The organism is Pseudomonas sp. PvP025, from assembly GCF_017832155.1.
Taxonomy (GTDB): Bacteria; Pseudomonadota; Gammaproteobacteria; order Pseudomonadales; family Pseudomonadaceae; genus Aquipseudomonas.
The window spans coordinates 5,263,890-5,281,138 of the sequence record NZ_JAFIBJ010000001.1 but is presented as its reverse complement, the minus strand read 5'-3'; the positions used below and the strand labels follow the sequence as shown (position 1 = coordinate 5,281,138).

General features: G+C 59.4%; 19 protein-coding genes and 1 pseudogene. 7 read left to right on the top strand and 13 right to left on the bottom strand.

What is annotated here, in order from left to right; translation table 11 throughout:
- Window positions 1-2: 2 nt before the first annotated feature.
- The 12 genes from JOE32_RS22985 to JOE32_RS22930 form a co-directional block, all read right to left on the bottom strand.
- The gene (locus JOE32_RS22985; RefSeq protein WP_169793791.1) at window positions 3-176 is read right to left on the bottom strand and encodes a hypothetical protein; all 174 of its coding nucleotides are present in this window, start codon (window positions 174-176) and stop codon (window positions 3-5) included.
- 85 nt (window positions 177-261) lie between these two features.
- Window positions 262-519 carry a tail fiber assembly protein gene (locus JOE32_RS22980; RefSeq protein WP_245229099.1) on the bottom strand — a complete coding sequence of 86 codons (258 nt, stop codon included), beginning with the start codon at window positions 517-519 and terminating at the stop codon, window positions 262-264.
- A 9-nt stretch (window positions 520-528) separates the two neighbouring features.
- Window positions 529-1,149: a hypothetical protein gene (locus tag JOE32_RS22975; protein WP_209989335.1), complete on the bottom strand. Its 621-nt coding sequence runs from the start codon at window positions 1,147-1,149 to the stop codon at window positions 529-531.
- A 25-nt stretch (window positions 1,150-1,174) separates the two neighbouring features.
- Window positions 1,175-1,708, bottom strand: coding sequence for a hypothetical protein (locus JOE32_RS22970; RefSeq protein ID WP_209989332.1), 534 nt, complete (start codon window positions 1,706-1,708; stop codon window positions 1,175-1,177).
- The gene (locus tag JOE32_RS22965; protein WP_209989329.1) at window positions 1,705-2,343 is read right to left on the bottom strand and encodes a phage tail protein I; all 639 of its coding nucleotides are present in this window, start codon (window positions 2,341-2,343) and stop codon (window positions 1,705-1,707) included. Before JOE32_RS22965 ends, JOE32_RS22970 begins: the two co-directional genes overlap by 4 nt.
- Entirely contained in the window at window positions 2,340-3,335 is a 996-nt protein-coding gene (locus JOE32_RS22960; RefSeq protein WP_209989326.1) for a baseplate J/gp47 family protein, read from the bottom strand. The genes JOE32_RS22965 and JOE32_RS22960 overlap by 4 nt, the downstream gene beginning before the upstream one ends.
- Window positions 3,332-3,664, bottom strand: a complete 333-nt coding sequence (locus JOE32_RS22955) for a hypothetical protein (RefSeq protein ID WP_015371360.1) — start codon at window positions 3,662-3,664, stop codon at window positions 3,332-3,334. The genes JOE32_RS22960 and JOE32_RS22955 overlap by 4 nt, the downstream gene beginning before the upstream one ends.
- A 9-nt stretch (window positions 3,665-3,673) precedes the next feature.
- Complete coding sequence (locus JOE32_RS22950; protein ID WP_209989323.1) at window positions 3,674-4,285, bottom strand: phage baseplate assembly protein V; 612 nt, start codon at window positions 4,283-4,285, stop codon at window positions 3,674-3,676.
- 3 nt (window positions 4,286-4,288) lie between these two features.
- A complete protein-coding gene (locus JOE32_RS22945) occupies window positions 4,289-4,804 on the bottom strand; it encodes a hypothetical protein (protein ID WP_209989319.1) in 516 nt (171 codons plus the stop codon).
- 22 nt (window positions 4,805-4,826) lie between these two features.
- A complete protein-coding gene (locus tag JOE32_RS22940) occupies window positions 4,827-5,165 on the bottom strand; it encodes a phage holin family protein (RefSeq protein WP_003231384.1) in 339 nt (112 codons plus the stop codon).
- Window positions 5,166-5,753: 588 nt separating this feature from the next.
- Complete coding sequence (locus JOE32_RS22935; protein WP_209990705.1) at window positions 5,754-6,488, bottom strand: XRE family transcriptional regulator; 735 nt, start codon at window positions 6,486-6,488, stop codon at window positions 5,754-5,756.
- Window positions 6,489-6,799: 311 nt separating this feature from the next.
- Window positions 6,800-7,741, bottom strand: coding sequence for an alpha/beta hydrolase (locus JOE32_RS22930; protein ID WP_209989316.1), 942 nt, complete (start codon window positions 7,739-7,741; stop codon window positions 6,800-6,802).
- Between the two features lie 89 nt (window positions 7,742-7,830).
- Between JOE32_RS22930 and JOE32_RS22925 the strand changes: the two genes are divergently transcribed.
- The 3 genes from JOE32_RS22925 (at window position 7,831) to fdxA (ending at window position 11,653) form a co-directional block, all read left to right on the top strand.
- Complete coding sequence (locus tag JOE32_RS22925; protein WP_245229098.1) at window positions 7,831-8,418, top strand: ABATE domain-containing protein; 588 nt, start codon at window positions 7,831-7,833, stop codon at window positions 8,416-8,418.
- 177 nt (window positions 8,419-8,595) lie between these two features.
- Window positions 8,596-11,187 carry a DNA mismatch repair protein MutS gene (gene mutS, locus JOE32_RS22920; RefSeq protein ID WP_209989313.1) on the top strand — a complete coding sequence of 864 codons (2,592 nt, stop codon included), beginning with the start codon at window positions 8,596-8,598 and terminating at the stop codon, window positions 11,185-11,187.
- Between the two features lie 142 nt (window positions 11,188-11,329).
- Window positions 11,330-11,653, top strand: coding sequence for a ferredoxin FdxA (fdxA, locus tag JOE32_RS22915; RefSeq protein WP_057007697.1), 324 nt, complete (start codon window positions 11,330-11,332; stop codon window positions 11,651-11,653).
- Between the two features lie 502 nt (window positions 11,654-12,155).
- Here the strand turns inward: fdxA and apbC are convergent.
- Window positions 12,156-13,250 carry an iron-sulfur cluster carrier protein ApbC gene (gene apbC, locus JOE32_RS22910; protein WP_209989310.1) on the bottom strand — a complete coding sequence of 365 codons (1,095 nt, stop codon included), beginning with the start codon at window positions 13,248-13,250 and terminating at the stop codon, window positions 12,156-12,158.
- A 172-nt stretch (window positions 13,251-13,422) separates the two neighbouring features.
- Between apbC and metG the strand changes: the two genes are divergently transcribed.
- From metG to JOE32_RS22890, 4 genes and pseudogenes are all read left to right on the top strand, one after another.
- Window positions 13,423-15,474, top strand: a complete 2,052-nt coding sequence (gene metG / locus JOE32_RS22905) for a methionine--tRNA ligase (protein WP_209989307.1) — start codon at window positions 13,423-13,425, stop codon at window positions 15,472-15,474.
- A gap of 19 nt (window positions 15,475-15,493) precedes the next feature.
- Window positions 15,494-16,273: pseudogene (gene rsxB, locus JOE32_RS22900) on the top strand (electron transport complex subunit RsxB); the annotation flags it as partial.
- Window positions 16,274-16,300: 27 nt separating this feature from the next.
- Complete coding sequence (gene nth, locus JOE32_RS22895) at window positions 16,301-16,939, top strand: endonuclease III (protein WP_209989289.1); 639 nt, start codon at window positions 16,301-16,303, stop codon at window positions 16,937-16,939.
- A 107-nt stretch (window positions 16,940-17,046) separates the two neighbouring features.
- Window positions 17,047-17,229 (top strand): hypothetical protein, encoded by a 183-nt coding sequence (locus JOE32_RS22890; RefSeq protein WP_209989286.1) that lies wholly within the window; start codon window positions 17,047-17,049, stop codon window positions 17,227-17,229.
- Window positions 17,230-17,249: the final 20 nt, after the last annotated feature.

Below are 17,249 nucleotides of genomic sequence, written 5' to 3'. Positions count from 1 at the left end.
GATTATTCAGCCTTCTTGGGGGTGGAGTTGAGGACGCTGGTCAGTTCCAGACGGCCGGCGGTGCGCAGCGCGGATGCTTCGACGTCCAGCAGTTCCAGTTCCTCGCCAGCGGTAGACCAGTGGCCACCTCCGATGGGGAATGGGATGAGGACGGTGTAGGTTTGGCGGGTGGGCATGGTGAAATTCTCCAGATGGAAAACGCCAAAGCCCCTACGGGAGGGGCTTTGGGAGGCGAAAAAAAACCGCTTTCGCGGCAGCAAGTTATTTCAGGAAGGATGGAAAAACCGGCCATACAATCGTTGAGGGATCATTCCCTTGTTCAGGTATGTTTCGCAGTTGCTCGCGATAGGTCTTCACTTCTTCACGCTGTGCATCCGTCGCGGGGAAATCCGGCAACTGCGTAAAGTCAGTGGCGCGGAGGAAATGATTCCGTCGCTCGCGGATGGCCGCCCATTCAATCTCCGGCAACGGCTTCGCAAGTTGCGGTGCGACAGTCTCAATATCAGTATTTACAGCCATATCAAATCCTCAACTAAAAACTACAGTTTCGGCCAACGACAACTTGGTCTTTAGATCACCTACGGCAAATAGCCGACCATTACCTACGCGCATGGTGTCTATGCGAATAGTCGTGTAGTAAATATTTGGCACCAGAATCCTCAACATCACATTGCCATTTGCATCCACATAAATGGCCGGTGTCATATTGCCAAAGGTGGATACGCTTTGCAGCGATCTACTGGGCTGATAGCAATAACCAACCAACGTTTCGTCAATTATTCTGCCAGTACCGTAGCTATATCCCTGCACGTTGAACCAGAACATTTCAGAGTCCCGATTCACATTCAGAGGTATCTTGAAGTGAATATAAACTTTTTCACTGCTACCCAGATCAGTGGACACAAAGTCCCCCTGCGCCGTGGTTGCGTAGACGCCACCGGTTCCATACACATGACCTTGCAGAAGATTACGGCGGATCGTTCCCAGCGCCGTAGGATCGCCCTCGACATCTTTCAGGTTTCGCCACTCGTTGAATTGGGCCAACGCGGTTGCCATGGTCGAGTTGATAACGCCGATTTTGCCATTGACCGCGGTGGTCAAGTTGTTCGCCGCCGTCACCAGCGATGTGATAGTCGTTTCTAGACTCACGATTTAAACTCCTTAACTGATAGACCTAAAGACTAGATTCCAGCGACATCACACGGAATAACAATTCAGTATGACGAGCCATATTGTCGATATTCGCCGTCGCAAGGACCGCAATATCTTCGCCCAATAAAATATTGAGATTGTCACTCCCCACCACAATCGTCACGCTGTCCGCCGGCAACGGCGAAACATCCAACGTAAACTTTTGCAGCACCCGCGCCGCCGCCGCTTTATACGTCAGCAACTTCCCGGCCACGGCATACACCGCCAGCAAGGTTCCACTGGCGAGATAAAATCCGAACTCGCCAATCTCATACTCGCCGTCGCCGTCAAACAGCGCGGCCATCCTGAGCTGGTGGTCGCCCAGGTCTTCGTAATCCACAATGGCGACCCGCTGGCGCTCATCGCGCAGGGCAACTTCAGTGCCGTCGGGGGTGTAGCGGCCGGTGCCGGCGCCGATGTGGGTGATTTCGCCTTTCAAGCCCTGGTTCTTTGCCTGCAGCACTTCATCCAATCCCTTGGAGGTGAAGCGCACCAGGCGCGTGATGTCATCTGTCATGGCTGCGCCCTGAGGTCGTAGTCGTTAATGGTGTAGTGCCGGGCGAGCCCGGTACTGTTAAGCCGGGCAGTCAGCGCCAATTCCGGCAACGCGCCGTCCAGATAAAACTCCCCGTCGCTTAACGGGGCATCGAGAACCTGTGTGAGCGCAAGCTGACCTTCGGTCTCGTGAACAATGGTGATCGTGGCCTGGTCCCGCTCGCTTTTCGCGGCGTTGACGCGGCGGATCAGCCGATTGTGATCACCACTGGACCAACTGCGCCCGATGATCGCCTGCACGTCGAAGGTATACGGCGTACCGATGGGGTGTTGCTGAAACCAGGCACTGATGTCGGGGGTAAAACCCAGTGACTCCACCGCATGGCTCAAGGCCTTGGGGGTGCCAGCCTGACGCTGGATCTGCCAGGACAGGGCCACGGTGAGTCGCTTTTCTGACTCGCTGGCATCGGCATCCCATTCGCTGACACCGCGATCGGCAGCCAGATAAGGAAGAAACTCGCTCGGAGTGTGCAGCGGGTTCATCAGCGCCGGAAACGGCGGCATGACCCGGTCGAGCAATACCCCGAACCCTAAATCCAGCGCCTTTTCCAGCGGTGAACTGTTGGCCGGCAACAAACTCGCTTTGAGTTCACTCATAGCGTGCGCACCTCCACCTCGACACCCGTGCAATAAGGGGCCTCGAACGCCGAGCTGACAATCGGCTCCAGCGGTTCAAGGATCTGCAATTGCGCCGCGCCAGCACTGTGGATGGCATAGTCGATCCAGCTCGGGTCCACCCGCCCTTCCAGGCGATGGCAGGACTCGGCGTACTCTTGCAGCAGCTTTTGCGCGGCGACCTGGGTGAGTCCGGAATCCGGTCCGGCGTTGATCTTCGCGACCACGCGGATTTTGTACGGCAGGATGTGTGCGCCTTGCACACTGACCAAATCGGTTTCCGGACGTACATCCGGCCGTGCGAAATGCCGTCGCACGCCGTCCAGCAAGTCGGCAGACGGTGTGCCATCGCCCTCCCGCGCCAGTACGGTAACCATGACCTCGCCTGGTGCGGTTCGCCGTCCATTGCCGTCCTTGACCCGCACCGCATAACCGTCCGGGTCGAAGGTATACGTGACCGTGACCACGCCCGGTGTCGCGCTCTGCACATTCACCGCCGGCCGTTCGCCGAGGGTGAACACTTCGCGGCGGTACTGCATGCGTGAGCCGGCGGCCGGGGCGTGGGGAGCGAGGTAGTAGCGCAGCCTGGCGTCGTCGTCGCTTTCCAGGGTCGGCGGCACCGGCGGGAAAGCGGCCGGGTCGCCGGGGTCCAGCACCTGGCGTTCCAGGCCCATATCGGCCAGGCGTGCATCCAGGTTGCTGCCGGTGGCCCACCACGCCAGCATCTGCTTGATGCGGGCGTTGTATTTGCGCTCATGGGTTTGCAGACGCACGCAAAAGGCTTCCAGGGCCAGGGTCAGCAGTTCGCTTTCGTTGTCGAGGCTGACCTTGAGTTTGGCCGCGCTTTGCGGCGCGCGGGTGGCAACATAATCCACCACGAACGCCTTGAATTCGGCCAGCAAGGGTTCGAACTCATCCACCGCAATGATGGCCGGTTCCGCCAGCTGGTTCTGGCCTGGGATCAGCATGCTCATGTCACGACCTCGAAGGTTTGTTGGCGGTTTTTCCAGGTGCCCGAGAAGCGCAGCAACAAGCCGGCACCCTGGCGAGTGGCGACGATGACCTGGGGTTGAAAGTCGCCGATGCCGTTCTGGGCGTTGTAGAACGCCTGGGCGGCGTGGCTCTGCGCAAGAATCAGCAGGTCATCGCCAAGGTTCTGGCCCAGCAGTTGCGGCACCCGCGAGCCGTACAACGGACGCTTCTGGCGAGTGCCCAAGGGAGTGGTGAGCGCTCGGGTGGCGCGCTGCACGAATTGCAGCCAGTCATCGACGGCTGCCCCGCTGTTTCGGTCGATACCGATCATGGGATGTCCTTATCGGGGGCTGATGAGGCGCCCTTGGTGGTCCACCACCGGGCCACTGAAATGCGCACCACTGGCGTCAAGCAACAACGCGGTGCCGCCGATTTGCAGCGCGATGCCCTGGGCGCTGAGGATCAGGCTGGCGGCGCCGACTCGGGCCTCGATCTGTTCGCGCGAACCGGTAAAGGTGGTCGGGCCGTTGACCCAGTTGAACGTGTGGCTGGCGTCGTCGTAGTCGCTCTGCGTACCGTCCTGATGGCGGCGCCGGGTTAACGACGCAACGCTGGAGACTGGCGGAAACAGACTGCTGTTGAGGCCGAACAAGGCCACGGACTGCGCACCTCCTTCGCCGCCGCCGTAGTTGAGCAACAGGCACTGCTCACCCACCGATGGAATGCGCGTTTCGGTTTGCGCACCGGCGCTGGGATTGAAAAAGCGGATAGCCGGCGTGAGCAGATCGCCATGGCTGACCTTGCAGGTATTGGCGGCAGCATCGACCTGATGGCAAATGCCGATTCGGCAGAAACTGTCGGCACGTCGATACAGGTCTTCGAGTTGGGCTTCCATTTCTGCCAGACGCTCGACAATCGGCCCCAGTTGCATGCGTAAGAGCGCGTCGAACATGAGTTACTCCGCCAGTGGCTTGTATTGGTCAGGGTCGTTGATGTTGGTGACTTCCCAGGTGCGGGCAAACAAGGGTTGGCCTGTAGGGTCGTTGAGCAACACCGGTCCGATGTAGAGGGTTTGGGTGAAGGAAACAGTCCAGGTGTCGTAGTCCGTTCCTGCACCGGTCCGCGAAGACGGAGTGGCAACGATGTTCGTCGGCAAATCACACTGCGCCTGGGGCAGGCCCCAGCGGTTGTCCAGCACCAAGTCCATCAGTTGACTGGCCAGGTCGCAGGCATCGAACGGCAAGGCACCCGCAGCAACCATGGCCTTGAGTGAAATGGCCAGGGCGTGCGCCTTGCGCCCTTCGGGCGAGCGGATGCCGGGGCCATTGCCCTCGACCGTGACCAGCACGCCGGTGTTTACACCGCCCTCCTGAAAGTCCTGATGGCTGCCGATTTTCAGGTCGGGAAAGGCAACATGCAGCGCCTGGCCGATGGCTTGTGGCAATTGGGATGGTTTTTCGATGAACGTCATGTCAGTGGCTTCCTTGCAGCAATTAACGCGGATCCTGGCGCGGGCCTTCATTGATCCCGATACGTTTGGCCGCCCAGCGCTCGTAGAGCCCGATGGCGGCGTCGGCGCCGGCCATGGCGGTCAGGCATCCAATGGCGCCAGCCGTCCAGATCGACATGCCGGCGGCGTAACACAGCATCAGGGCTGAAACGCCGCAGACCATGCAGGCCCCGGAGCGCAGCGCCAGGCGCCGAATCAGCGACCAGCCACGGGCGCCTTCCTTGTCGGCACGCCACATTTCGCCGGACACGCCGCCGATCACCGCCAATATGATGACCAGCCAGATAGGCATTTCCGCTAACGCCTGTTGTTCGTTTGTCATGTCACGCCTCCTGGCTGAGCACTGGATAGTCCGTTTTTCATTCGTATATAGTTCGATGGGTAGGCATTCCAAAAAGCCCGGTCGCCCGGGCTTTTCAGTAATGCTGTCCGCGGACTTTCGGCGCTACTGGCGCGGTACGGTCCTTTCCTCACTGTTTTTCCGACCACGATCCCTGTCTGCCGGATAACTGCTTCTGGTGCTTTACGCTGCACACCCGGGTCAGTTGCCAACCCTCTGAACCGTTAAGGCCGGTTCATCGCTGCCTGTTTTTGAAGCGGTACCCCTAAAGAGCGTCGGCATCCTTGCCGGTGTTGCCTGGCTTCCCTGCCATCGCTTCGATGGCATCCTTGCCGATGTTGCGTGCCTTCCTTGTCTTCCCTGGCGGCATCCTTGCCGCCTCCACCAGACCTTATTGGCTGGCTTGAGGTGAAGAATATGCATGTATGCATATACAGTCAATGCATAAATGCATTTATTTTTCTGATGAAATGCATGAACGCATTTTCAGCCAGGACGGCCTGGGGCTTGAGGCGTTTTGCAGGCGAAAAAAAACCTGCTCGTTGGCAGGTTTTGTCTTACTGAGGAAGGTTAGCGAGCGTACATGCCCCACCAGAACACATGACCGAGGATGCTGATCTGCTCGTCCTGTATGTCCTGGAAGCTATAGTCCTCGTCCGGGTGCTCATCGCGATTGAAGCTGCGCAGGCGAATCCCGGAAGGCAGGCGATAGAGCTGTTTAACCCGTAATTGCCCGTTGTGATTGATTGCATACAGGTCGCCGTCAACGATATCGCCAATGCCACTCTTGCCTGCATTCACCCCGACCGTGGCGCCATCACGCAACACCGGCAACATGCTGTTGCCACGCACCGTCACACACTTGGCCTGGTCGAATTGCACACCGTTATGCCGCAGGCTGCGCTTGCCGAACCGCAGGCTGGCCTTCTCGCTTTCCTCGATGACGAATCTTCCTGATCCAGCAGCCAATTCAACCTCACGCAGAAAGGGGATCGACACCTCGTCGTCATTCACGGGGGTGTCGTCGTCCCACAGGCTTATGTCCTTGAGTTCCGAATGCATCGGGTCGCGTTCTTCGTCCCGCTGAGCGCCTACGGCCGCGCGTCCGCGCAACTGATCGGTGCTGACGCGAAAGTACTCGGCAATGCGAGAAATGTGCTTGTCCGACGGGTCAACGATCTTGCCGCTGAGGATCCGGGACAGGGTGGATTGAGGCACACCAGTACGCCGGTGAAGCTCCGTGGGGGAGATCCGGTCGCGGTCCAGCAGCTCTTTAAGGACGATTGAAACATTGCGTTTTTGCATAACGGCAGATAGTGCCGAGAGATTCAGCGCTTGGCAAATGCTGATTTGCATATTTTATGCGTTGTGGCCGAATCCTGATCCCGCATTCCGATAATGCGGCGCGTGAAAGCGGTTATCGTCACTTTGATGTGCTAATCAAAAAGCATCTGACGTCGAAAACGCTCACAGATCAGAAATGCCCCAGGGCCAGAGACCGCGAATATCCATTCTCAGCCTCGCCGGTTACCGCAGTTATTGTGCTCGGTCTGGAAGTGAATACAGCTTCCAAACCGAGCGCGATTCCTGTGCTTGGCCAGGCATGCACATCGCTGCTAACGAACGTTTTTATCCAGAAACTCACGAATCACCGGAATGATTTCCCGGCCGTGGGTTTCCAGCGCGAAGTGCCCCGTGTCGTAAAAACGAATATCCGCCTTGGGCAGATCGCGCTTCCACGCCTGTGCCCCGGCCGGCAGGAAGAACGGATCGTTTTTCCCCCACACCGCCAGCAGCGGTGGCTGGTACTCGCGAAAGTACGCCTGGAACGCGGGGTACATGGCCACGTTCGAGGCGTAATCCAGCAACAGGTCCAACTGAATGTCCGCATTGCCCGGCTTCGTGACCTGCAGCCCTTCCAGGGTGTAGCTGTCCGGCGACACCGTGCTTTTGTCGGCCACCCCTTCAAGGTATTGCCACTTGATGGAAGCCGGTGTCGGGAAGTCGTGCAGCGCGTCGCGGTTCTGTTGCGTCGGTGCGTGCCAGTACTTCTGGATAGGCGCCCAGCTGTCGCCCAAACCTTCCTCATACGCGTTGCCGTTCTGCGAAATGATCGCCGTGACTCGCTCCGGATGGGCGACCGCAAGACGCCATCCGACCGGCGCGCCGTAGTCGTGAACCATGAGCGCGTACTTCTGGAGCTTGAGCTGTTCGGTGAACTGGCCAACGGTCTTCGCCAGTTGACTGAATGTGTAGGGGTAATCGCCGCGCGCGGGCGCTTCGGTGAAGCCGAACGCCGGTAGGTCCGGCGCAATCACGTGATAGCGGTCGGCGAGTTCGGGAAGCAGGTCGCGAAACATGAACGATGAGGCGGCGAAACCGTGAAGCAACAGCACCGTCGGTGCGCTGGGATTGCCTGCCTCGCGGTAGAACACTTTCACATCACCTACTTGCTCGTAGCGGTAATGAACCTGGCGCGTTGCATCGGCGGCTTGCGCGCCGCCTGCCAACAGGGAAGCCGCGAGCGCGGCAGCGGCAATGGGTTTGGACGATGTCATGACGATTTCCTTGTAACCGTTAAATTTGAGGCTTGAAGGTTACGTACGATTTTGGTAACCTGTCAAACATATTTTATGAGTTACAAAAAATGATGACCTCGACCCCTACCGCCTCCGGCGCTCTCTTCCTGGCTGACAACCTCGCCCTCGACTTCATCAACAGTGAGTACGGCGTGGGCGAGCAACAGCATGACTGCCTCAGCGATGATCAAAGCGTGACGAATTGGCTCAAGATGGCAGGGCTGTTGCCGGAGAACGCTCAACTGCAAGCGCCCCAGGGCCTGCTCGCCGAAGCACGCCAACTGCGTGAAGCTGCAAGGGCGCTGGTGAACGCTGCAATGAATGGCGTTGCGGTGGATCTCGGTGTGATCAACCAGGTGCTTGAGGCTGGTCGCCCGTTCAGCAGGCTGGAATGGGAGAGCCAGGCGCAGGGATATCGGCTGGGCGTTCACCGAACGGACAACAGCCCGGAAAGCTTGCTGTGGCCGATAGCCGATGCGTTGGTGAATGTGGTGACGGGCGACAAGTTTGAATTCGTACGCCAGTGCGAGGCGCATGACTGCATTCTGCTCTTCCATGACTTGAGCAAATCCCACCGTCGCCGCTGGTGCAGCATGGCGACCTGCGGCAATCGCATGAAAGTGGCGGCGTTCCGGTCGAGGAAAAAACCTGACTAAGCGCCAAAAAGGGCGCGGCGCATTTGAATAAGTGCATCGTCCTCCTTTTGTGTTTTACCTGGCCGTTTGCAACCTGCGAACCCCCGACCTCGCGTGTTAACCTTGCGCCCATCGCAATAAATGCTGGGCCAAGCGCCCCTTTGCCCCACCACTTTCAACGAATTTGCCTACTATCCAATGAGTAAAAACAGCTCCGATCTGTCTTCCCACACCCCGATGATGCAGCAGTACTGGCGCCTGAAAAACCAGCACCCTGATCAGTTGATGTTCTATCGCATGGGCGACTTCTACGAAATCTTCTACGAAGACGCGAAGAAGGCCGCCAAGCTGCTGGACATCACTCTGACAGCGCGAGGGCAATCGGCGGGGCAGTCGATTCCGATGTGCGGGATTCCTTACCATTCGTTGGAAGGCTATCTGGTCAAGCTGGTCAAGCTGGGCGAGTCGGTGGTGATCTGTGAGCAGATCGGCGATCCGGCCACCAGCAAAGGGCCGGTGGAACGTCAAGTGGTGCGCATCATTACGCCGGGCACGGTGAGTGATGAGGCGCTGCTGGATGAGCGGCGCGATAACCTGATCGCGGCGGTGCTGGGTGACGAGCGTCTGTTCGGGCTTTCGGTGCTGGATATCACCAGCGGCAATTTCAGCGTGCTGGAGATCAAGGGCTGGGAGAATCTGCTGGCGGAGCTTGAGCGCATCAATCCGGTGGAATTGCTGATCCCGGATGACTGGCCCAAAGACCTGCCGGCGGAAAAGCGCCGTGGGACCAAGCGTCGCGCGCCGTGGGATTTTGAGCGTGACTCGGCGCTGAAAAGCCTGTGCCAGCAATTCTCGGTGCAGGACCTTAAAGGCTTCGGCTGTGAAACCCTGACCCTCGCCATTGGCGCGGCCGGTTGCCTGCTCAGCTATGCCAGGGAAACCCAGCGCACCGCCCTGCCGCACTTGCGCAGTCTGCGTCATGAGCGGCTGGACGATACCGTGGTGCTGGACGGCGCCAGCCGTCGCAATCTGGAGCTGGACACCAACCTCAGCGGCGGACGTGACAACACCCTGCAATCGGTGGTCGACCGTTGCCAGACCGCCATGGGCAGCCGCTTGCTGACCCGCTGGCTGAACCGTCCGCTGCGGGATTTGCGCGTGCTGCAAGCGCGGCAGACGTCCATCACCTGCCTGCTGGACGGCTATCGCTTTGAAAAGCTGCAGCCGCAACTCAAGGAAATCGGTGATATCGAGCGCATCCTCGCGCGCATCGGCTTGCGTAATGCGCGGCCCCGTGACCTGGCGCGACTGCGTGATGCCTTGAGCGCGCTGCCGCAGTTGCAAGAGGCGATGACCGAACTGGACACGCCGCACCTGCAACAGTTGGCGGTGACGGCCGGTACGTACCCGGATCTGGCCGCGCTGCTGGAAAAGGCCATTATCGACAACCCGCCCGCCATCATCCGTGACGGAGGGGTGCTCAAGACCGGCTACGACAGCGAGCTGGACGAGCTGCAATCCTTGAGCGAAAACGCCGGTCAGTTCCTGATCGATCTGGAAGCCCGCGAAAAAGCGCGAACGGGCCTGGCCAACCTGAAAGTCGGCTACAACCGTGTGCACGGCTACTTTATCGAGTTGCCAAGCAAGCAGGCCGAGTCGGCCCCCATCGACTATCAGCGTCGCCAGACCCTTAAAGGGGCCGAGCGCTTTATCACGCCTGAGCTCAAGGCGTTCGAAGACAAGGCGCTGTCGGCCAAGAGCCGCGCCCTTGCGCGGGAAAAAATGCTCTATGAGGCCCTGCTCGAAGACCTGATCAGCCGCCTGGCGCCCCTGCAGGACACCGCGGCCGCCCTGGCGGAGCTGGATGTGCTGAGCAATCTGGCCGAGCGTGCGCTGAACCTGGACTTGAACTGCCCGCGTTTTGTCAGCGAACCGTGCATGCGCATCGTGCAGGGTCGCCATCCGGTGGTGGAGCAGGTATTGACTACCCCGTTCGTGGCCAACGACCTGGCGCTGGATGACGATACCCGCATGTTGGTGATCACCGGTCCCAACATGGGTGGTAAATCCACTTACATGCGTCAGACCGCTTTGATTGTATTACTGGCGCATATCGGCAGCTTCGTGCCGGCGGCGAGCTGTGAATTGTCGCTGGTGGACCGCATTTTCACGCGGATCGGTTCCAGCGATGACCTGGCCGGTGGCCGTTCGACCTTCATGGTGGAGATGAGCGAAACCGCCAACATCCTGCACAACGCCACCGAGCGCAGCCTGGTGCTGATGGACGAAGTCGGACGCGGCACCAGCACCTTCGACGGCCTGTCCCTGGCCTGGGCGGCTGCCGAGCGCCTGGCGCACCTGCGTGCCTATACGCTGTTTGCCACCCACTATTTCGAACTGACGGTACTGCCGGAAAACGAGCCGCTGGTGGCCAACGTGCACCTTAACGCCACTGAGCACAACGAGCGTATCGTGTTCCTGCACCATGTGCTGCCAGGCCCGGCCAGCCAGAGCTACGGCCTGGCCGTGGCACAACTGGCCGGCGTGCCGGGCGACGTAATCACCCGCGCCCGCGAGCACCTCAGCCGTCTGGAAACCACGGCGCTGCCCCACGAAAACGTGGTTGCCAGCCCCGCCAAGGCCAGCAGGAAACCCGCCGCGCCGCATCAGAGCGATATGTTCGCCAGTTTGCCCCACCCGGTGCTGGACGAACTGGCCAAACTCGATATCGATGACCTGACGCCGCGCAAAGCGCTCGAAATGTTATATGCACTGAAGACTCGGATATAACGCAGACGCTTGCAAGCTGGTAGACTCTCGCGCGGTTTGGGATGCTGCAGGCTCTTAGCCTGGCCTGCAGACTATCGCTCCCGAACCTCGCGAGCCCCGCCACAAGGGGTTTCGCTGCCGCCGCCTGAGGAGAGAATTAGAAATGACCTTCGTCGTCACCGACAACTGCATCAAGTGCAAGTACACCGACTGCGTAGAAGTGTGTCCGGTGGACTGCTTCTACGAAGGCCCGAACTTCCTGGTCATCCACCCGGACGAGTGCATTGACTGCGCCCTGTGTGAGCCTGAATGCCCGGCCGTCGCGATTTTCTCCGAGGATGAAATTCCGGCAGGTATGGAAAACTTCATTCAATTGAATGTCGAGCTGGCGGAGATCTGGCCAAACATCACCGAAAAGAAAGACTCGCTGCCGGACGCGGCCGAGTGGGACGGCAAGACAGGCAAGATCGAATTCCTGGAGCGCTGAAACGCGCCACCGCCCCAATAAAAAAGGCCCTTTGCGGGCCTTTTTTGCATTCCAGGGCAGCTATTTAACGGGCAGGTATTTCACTTTTCTGCAGGCGAAAAAAAGGGGCGGTATGACCCGCCCACATTTCTTCCCTGTCCCTGTATTCCTTTTTCATCGTCCTGATGAATCGCATCCTGCGACGTTCCTTCAAACCACCGTTCCTTGATGGCCGTGTCATTCCGTGGACACAGGGCTGATGTTAAAGAGTTCCAAGGGATGTTCAACCGGATACTACGGAGCTCCTGACAGGTGCTGGAGTCCAAGACTCTATAAATAATTGTTGTTTTTCAAAAGGATAGAAAAATCTCGCAGCGATTCAAGGCAGACATGGCGAGCAAAAAAACCAAACACTTACGGAAAAGTAAGCCAATGCTTACATCAGCGATTGCGTAAAAGCGCAAGGACACGCTTGAAGCGTAGTTTTGCAGGCGCGAGCACGCTCGCCCCTGCAGCGTGAGGATCAGTCGTCGCTGACCGTAATGGTCGGCATTGCCGGCGCTGCCGCTTCCTGCAATACGATGCGCGCCCCGACATGACGCGCCAGTTCCTGATAAACCATCGCGATCTGGCCATCGGGTTCTGCTGCCACGGTGGGTTTGCCGCCGTCGGCCTGCTCGCGAATGCTCATCGACAGCGGCAACGAGGCCAGCAGCTCGACGTCATATTGGCTCGCCAGCTTTTCACCACCGCCTTCGCCAAACAGATGCTCGGCATGCCCGCAGTTGGAACAGATGTGCACGGCCATGTTTTCCACCACGCCCAGTACCGGAATGTTGACCTTGCGGAACATCTCCACGCCCTTCCTGGCGTCAAGCAACGCCAGGTCCTGGGGGGTGGTGACGATGACCGAGCCGGCCACCGGAACTTTCTGCGCCAGGGTCAACTGGATATCACCCGTGCCGGGTGGCATGTCGATCACCAGGTAGTCCAGGTCGCCCCAGGCGGTCTGGGTGACCAATTGCAATAACGCACCCGACACCATCGGCCCGCGCCACACCATCGGCGTGTTGTCATCGGTGAGAAAGGCCATGGACATGACTTCCACACCCAGAGACTCGATCGGCACGAACCATTTCTGGTCCTTGACCTTCGGCCGCGTGCCTTCGGCGATACCGAACATCACGCCCTGGCTGGGGCCGTAGATATCCGCGTCGAGAATGCCCACCCGCGCGCCCTCACGTGCCAGGGCCAGGGCCAGGTTGGCGGCCGTGGTCGATTTGCCTACGCCGCCCTTGCCGGACGCCACGGCGATCACGTTCTTCACGTTGGCCAGGCCAGGGATCTGCGCCTGGGCCTTGTGCGGCGCGATCACGCATTGAATGTCGACCGTGGCTGTGCGCACGCCGTCCAGGCCTTCGATGGCCATCTGCAGCATCTGCGCCCAGCCGCGCTTGAACAGGCCTGCGGCATAGCCCAGTTCCAACTCAACGGTTACCTGGTCACCCTGGACCTCGATGGCGCGTACGCAACCGGCACTCACCGGATCCTGGTTCAAATAGGGGTCGGTGTACTGGCGAAGAACGGCTTCCACCGCTGCGCGATTGACGGCGCTCATGGGCTACTCCCGAAAAAGGACTGACTGAAACAGGCGGCTATCCTAACCGTTCCGCTCGCTCAACGGCATGCTTTCGGCTGTGCGCAAGAGACTGAAACAGCGCCACGGGGTGAAATAAATCGCCCGGCGCTTTATAGTGGCCGACCTCCGTTTCATCAAGTAGCCGAGCCCCATGTCCGAGCCACGCAAGATCCTCGTCACCAGCGCCCTGCCCTATGCCAATGGTTCCATCCATCTTGGCCATATGCTTGAGTACATCCAGACCGATATGTGGGTGCGCTTCCAGAAGCATCGCGGCAACCAATGCATTTATGTCTGCGCCGACGACGCCCATGGTTCGGCCATCATGCTTCGCGCCGAAAAGGAAGGGATCACCCCGGAACAACTGATCGCCAACGTGCAGGCTGAACACAGCGCCGACTTTGCCGAGTTCCTGGTGGATTTCGACAACTTCCACTCGACCCACTCCGAAGAGAACCGTGAGCTGTCGAGCCAGATCTACACGCGACTGCGTGATGCCGGGCACATTGATACGCGCTCGATCACCCAGTATTTCGACCCGGAAAAGAAAATGTTCCTGGCCGACCGCTTCATCAAGGGCACCTGCCCGAAATGCGGCACCGATGACCAGTACGGCGATAACTGCGAGAAGTGCGGCGCCACCTACGCCCCCACCGACCTGAAGAATCCGAAGTCGGCCATCTCCGGCGCCACGCCGGTGCTTAAGGACTCGCAGCACTTCTTCTTCAAGCTTCCGGATTTCCAGGAGATGCTGCAGACCTGGACCCGCAGCGGCACCCTGCAGGATGCCGTCGCCAACAAGATCGCCGAATGGCTGGATGCCGGCCTGCAACAGTGGGACATTTCCCGCGATGCGCCGTATTTCGGCTTCGAGATTCCGGGCGAGCCGGGCAAGTATTTCTACGTGTGGCTGGACGCGCCAATCGGCTACATGGCCAGCTTCAAGAACCTGTGCGACCGTACGCCGGACCTGGACTTCGATGCCTTCTGGGCCAAAGACTCCACCGCCGAGCTGTACCACTTCATCGGCAAGGACATCGTCAACTTCCACGCCCTGTTCTGGCCGGCGATGCTCGAAGGCTCGGGTTATCGCAAGCCGACCGGCATTGCCGTACACGGCTACCTGACCGTCAATGGCCAGAAGATGTCCAAGTCCCGTGGCACCTTTATCAAGGCGCGCACCTACCTGGACCACCTGTCGCCGGAATACCTGCGCTACTACTACGCCTCCAAGTTGGGCCGTGGCGTCGACGACCTCGACTTGAACCTTGAGGACTTCGTACAGAAGGTCAACTCCGACCTGGTAGGCAAAGTCGTCAACATTGCCAGCCGTTGCGCCGGGTTCATCCACAAGGGCAACGCCGGTCTCATGGTGGCGGACAACGCCGCGCCGGAGCTGACCGAGGCTTTCCTGGCCGCTGCGCCAGGTATCGCCGACGCCTATGAAGCCCGTGACTTCGCCCGCGCCATGCGCGAGATCATGGGCCTGGCCGACCGCGCCAACGCGTGGATCGCCGACAAGGCGCCATGGTCGCTGAACAAGCAGGAAGGCAAAGAGGCTGAAGTACAGGCAATCTGCGCCACCGGCGTCAATCTGTTCCGCCAGTTGGTGATCTTCCTCAAACCGGTGCTGCCGTTGCTGGCGGCCGATGCCGAGGCGTTCCTCAACGTCGCGCCGTTGACCTGGAACGATCACGCCACACTGCTGGGTAATCATCAATTGAATGCGTTCAAACCCCTGATGACCCGCATCGACCCGGTGAAAGTCCAGGCCATGACCGACGCCTCGAAAGAAGACCTGATCGCCAGCCAGACCGACACGGGTGCATCTGCCTCCGCCGGCAACGGCGAACTGGCCAAGGACCCGTTGTCACCGGAAATCGACTTCGACGCCTTTGACGCTGTGGACCTGCGTGTGGCACTGATTCTCAAGGCCGAAGCCGTGGAAGGTGCCGATAAACTGCTGCGTCTGACACTGGACCTGGGTGGCGAGCAGCGCAACGTGTTCTCCGGCATCAAGAGCGCGTACCCGGACCCGTCCAAGCTCGATGGGCGCCTGACCATGATGGTCGCCAACCTCAAGCCGCGCAAAATGAAGTTCGGCATCTCCGAAGGCATGGTGATGGCCGCCGGCCCTGGTGGTGAGGAAATCTACCTGCTGAGCCCGGACAGCGGCGCCAAGCCGGGACAGCGCATCAAGTAGTAATGACAGGTTTCAATGCATGAGCCTGATTCAACGTATCGACGCGCTGTTACCGCAGACCCAATGCGGCAAGTGCGGGCACCCGGGCTGCAGGCCTTACGCCGAGGGCATCGCTCTGGGGGAGGCGATCAACAAGTGCCCGCCCGGCGGACAGGAGACGATCGTCGGGCTTGCACACCTGCTGAATGTGCCGGTGCTGGATCTGGACACGGCCCGTGGCGAAGCCCCGGCACAGGTTGCCTATATCCGCGAAGCCGAGTGCATCGGGTGCACCAAATGCATTCAGGCGTGCCCGGTGGATGCCATTGTCGGCGCCGCAAAGCTGATGCACAGCGTGATCATCGATGAATGCACAGGCTGCGACCTGTGCGTGGCGCCCTGCCCGGTCGATTGCATCGACATGCGTCCCCTGACTACTGCCCTGCCGATTGTCGGCGACCTCGCGGCCAACGATCATCAACGCCATCTGCGCAGCATCAAGCGCGACCGGGCGCGGCGTCGCTTTGAACAACGCAACGCACGCCTGAAGCGGGAGGACACACACAGGATTGCCGAGCGCCTGGCGCGGGTCCAGCCGCCACTCCCTCCCCCCCCAAAACCAATCGATGCCGCCGAGGCTGCCGTCAAGAAAGCCAAAGTCGGCGTCGCGATGAGTCGCGCACAGCTGCATAAATCCCTGAAGGCGTTCGGTCACCCGCCGACCTTTGAACAGCAGTCACAACTGATCATCCTGCAGCAGCACTTCGAGGCGGCGGAACGCACGCTGGCCGCACTGCTTGAACCCACCTCAACATCACGCTGACCGCCAGCAAGGAACACCCGCCCGATGAACGCCGCCAAACGCCTGGAAATTTTCCGCAGGCTTCACGAAGACAACCCGGAACCCAAGACCGAACTGGCCTACTCATCGCCATTCGAGTTGCTGATTGCGGTGATTCTCTCGGCGCAGTCCACGGACGTCGGCGTCAACAAGGCCACGGCCAGGCTGTATCCCGTCGCAAACACGCCAGCAGCGATCCATGCGCTGGGTGTTGAAGGTTTGTCCGAATACATCAAGACCATCGGCCTGTACAACAGCAAGGCAAAAAATGTGATTGCGACCTGCCGGATGCTGATGGAGCTGCATGGCGGTGAAGTGCCACAAACCCGCGAGGCCCTGGAAGCCCTCCCCGGCGTGGGACGCAAGACTGCCAACGTGGTGCTGAACACCGCGTTCCGGCAACTGACCATGGCGGTGGATACGCATATTTTTCGCGTCAGCAACCGCACCGGTATTGCCCGCGGAAAAAACGTGGTGGAAGTGGAAAAGCAGCTGATGAAATTTGTGCCAAGGCAATATCTGCTCGATTCCCATCATTGGCTGATCCTGCACGGGCGCTATGTCTGCCAGGCACGCAAGCCACGCTGCGGCAGCTGTCGCATCGAAGACCTGTGTGAATACAAGGAAAAAACCTCCGATGATTGAGCGATCATTGGTTTTATTGATTCGACGATTGAAAAAATCTTTTTTACCCGCCCGTGAATTATCGTTATAAGGAGCGCCAACGGCAGTCTTAGCCCGGAGTTAACCTTATGAGCGCTGGCGAAGAACAACTGGAAATGAGCGACGACCTCGTTGAGTCGGATGACGACGTGGTAGAGACGCCTGTGGTTGAGGTGGCCAAGACCAATTTGAGCAAACGCCGCACCATCGACAATCTCCTTGAAGAGCGACGTTTGAAAAAACAGTTGGCCGACTATGACTTCGACCTCTGATACAACCGAAAACGGCCAGA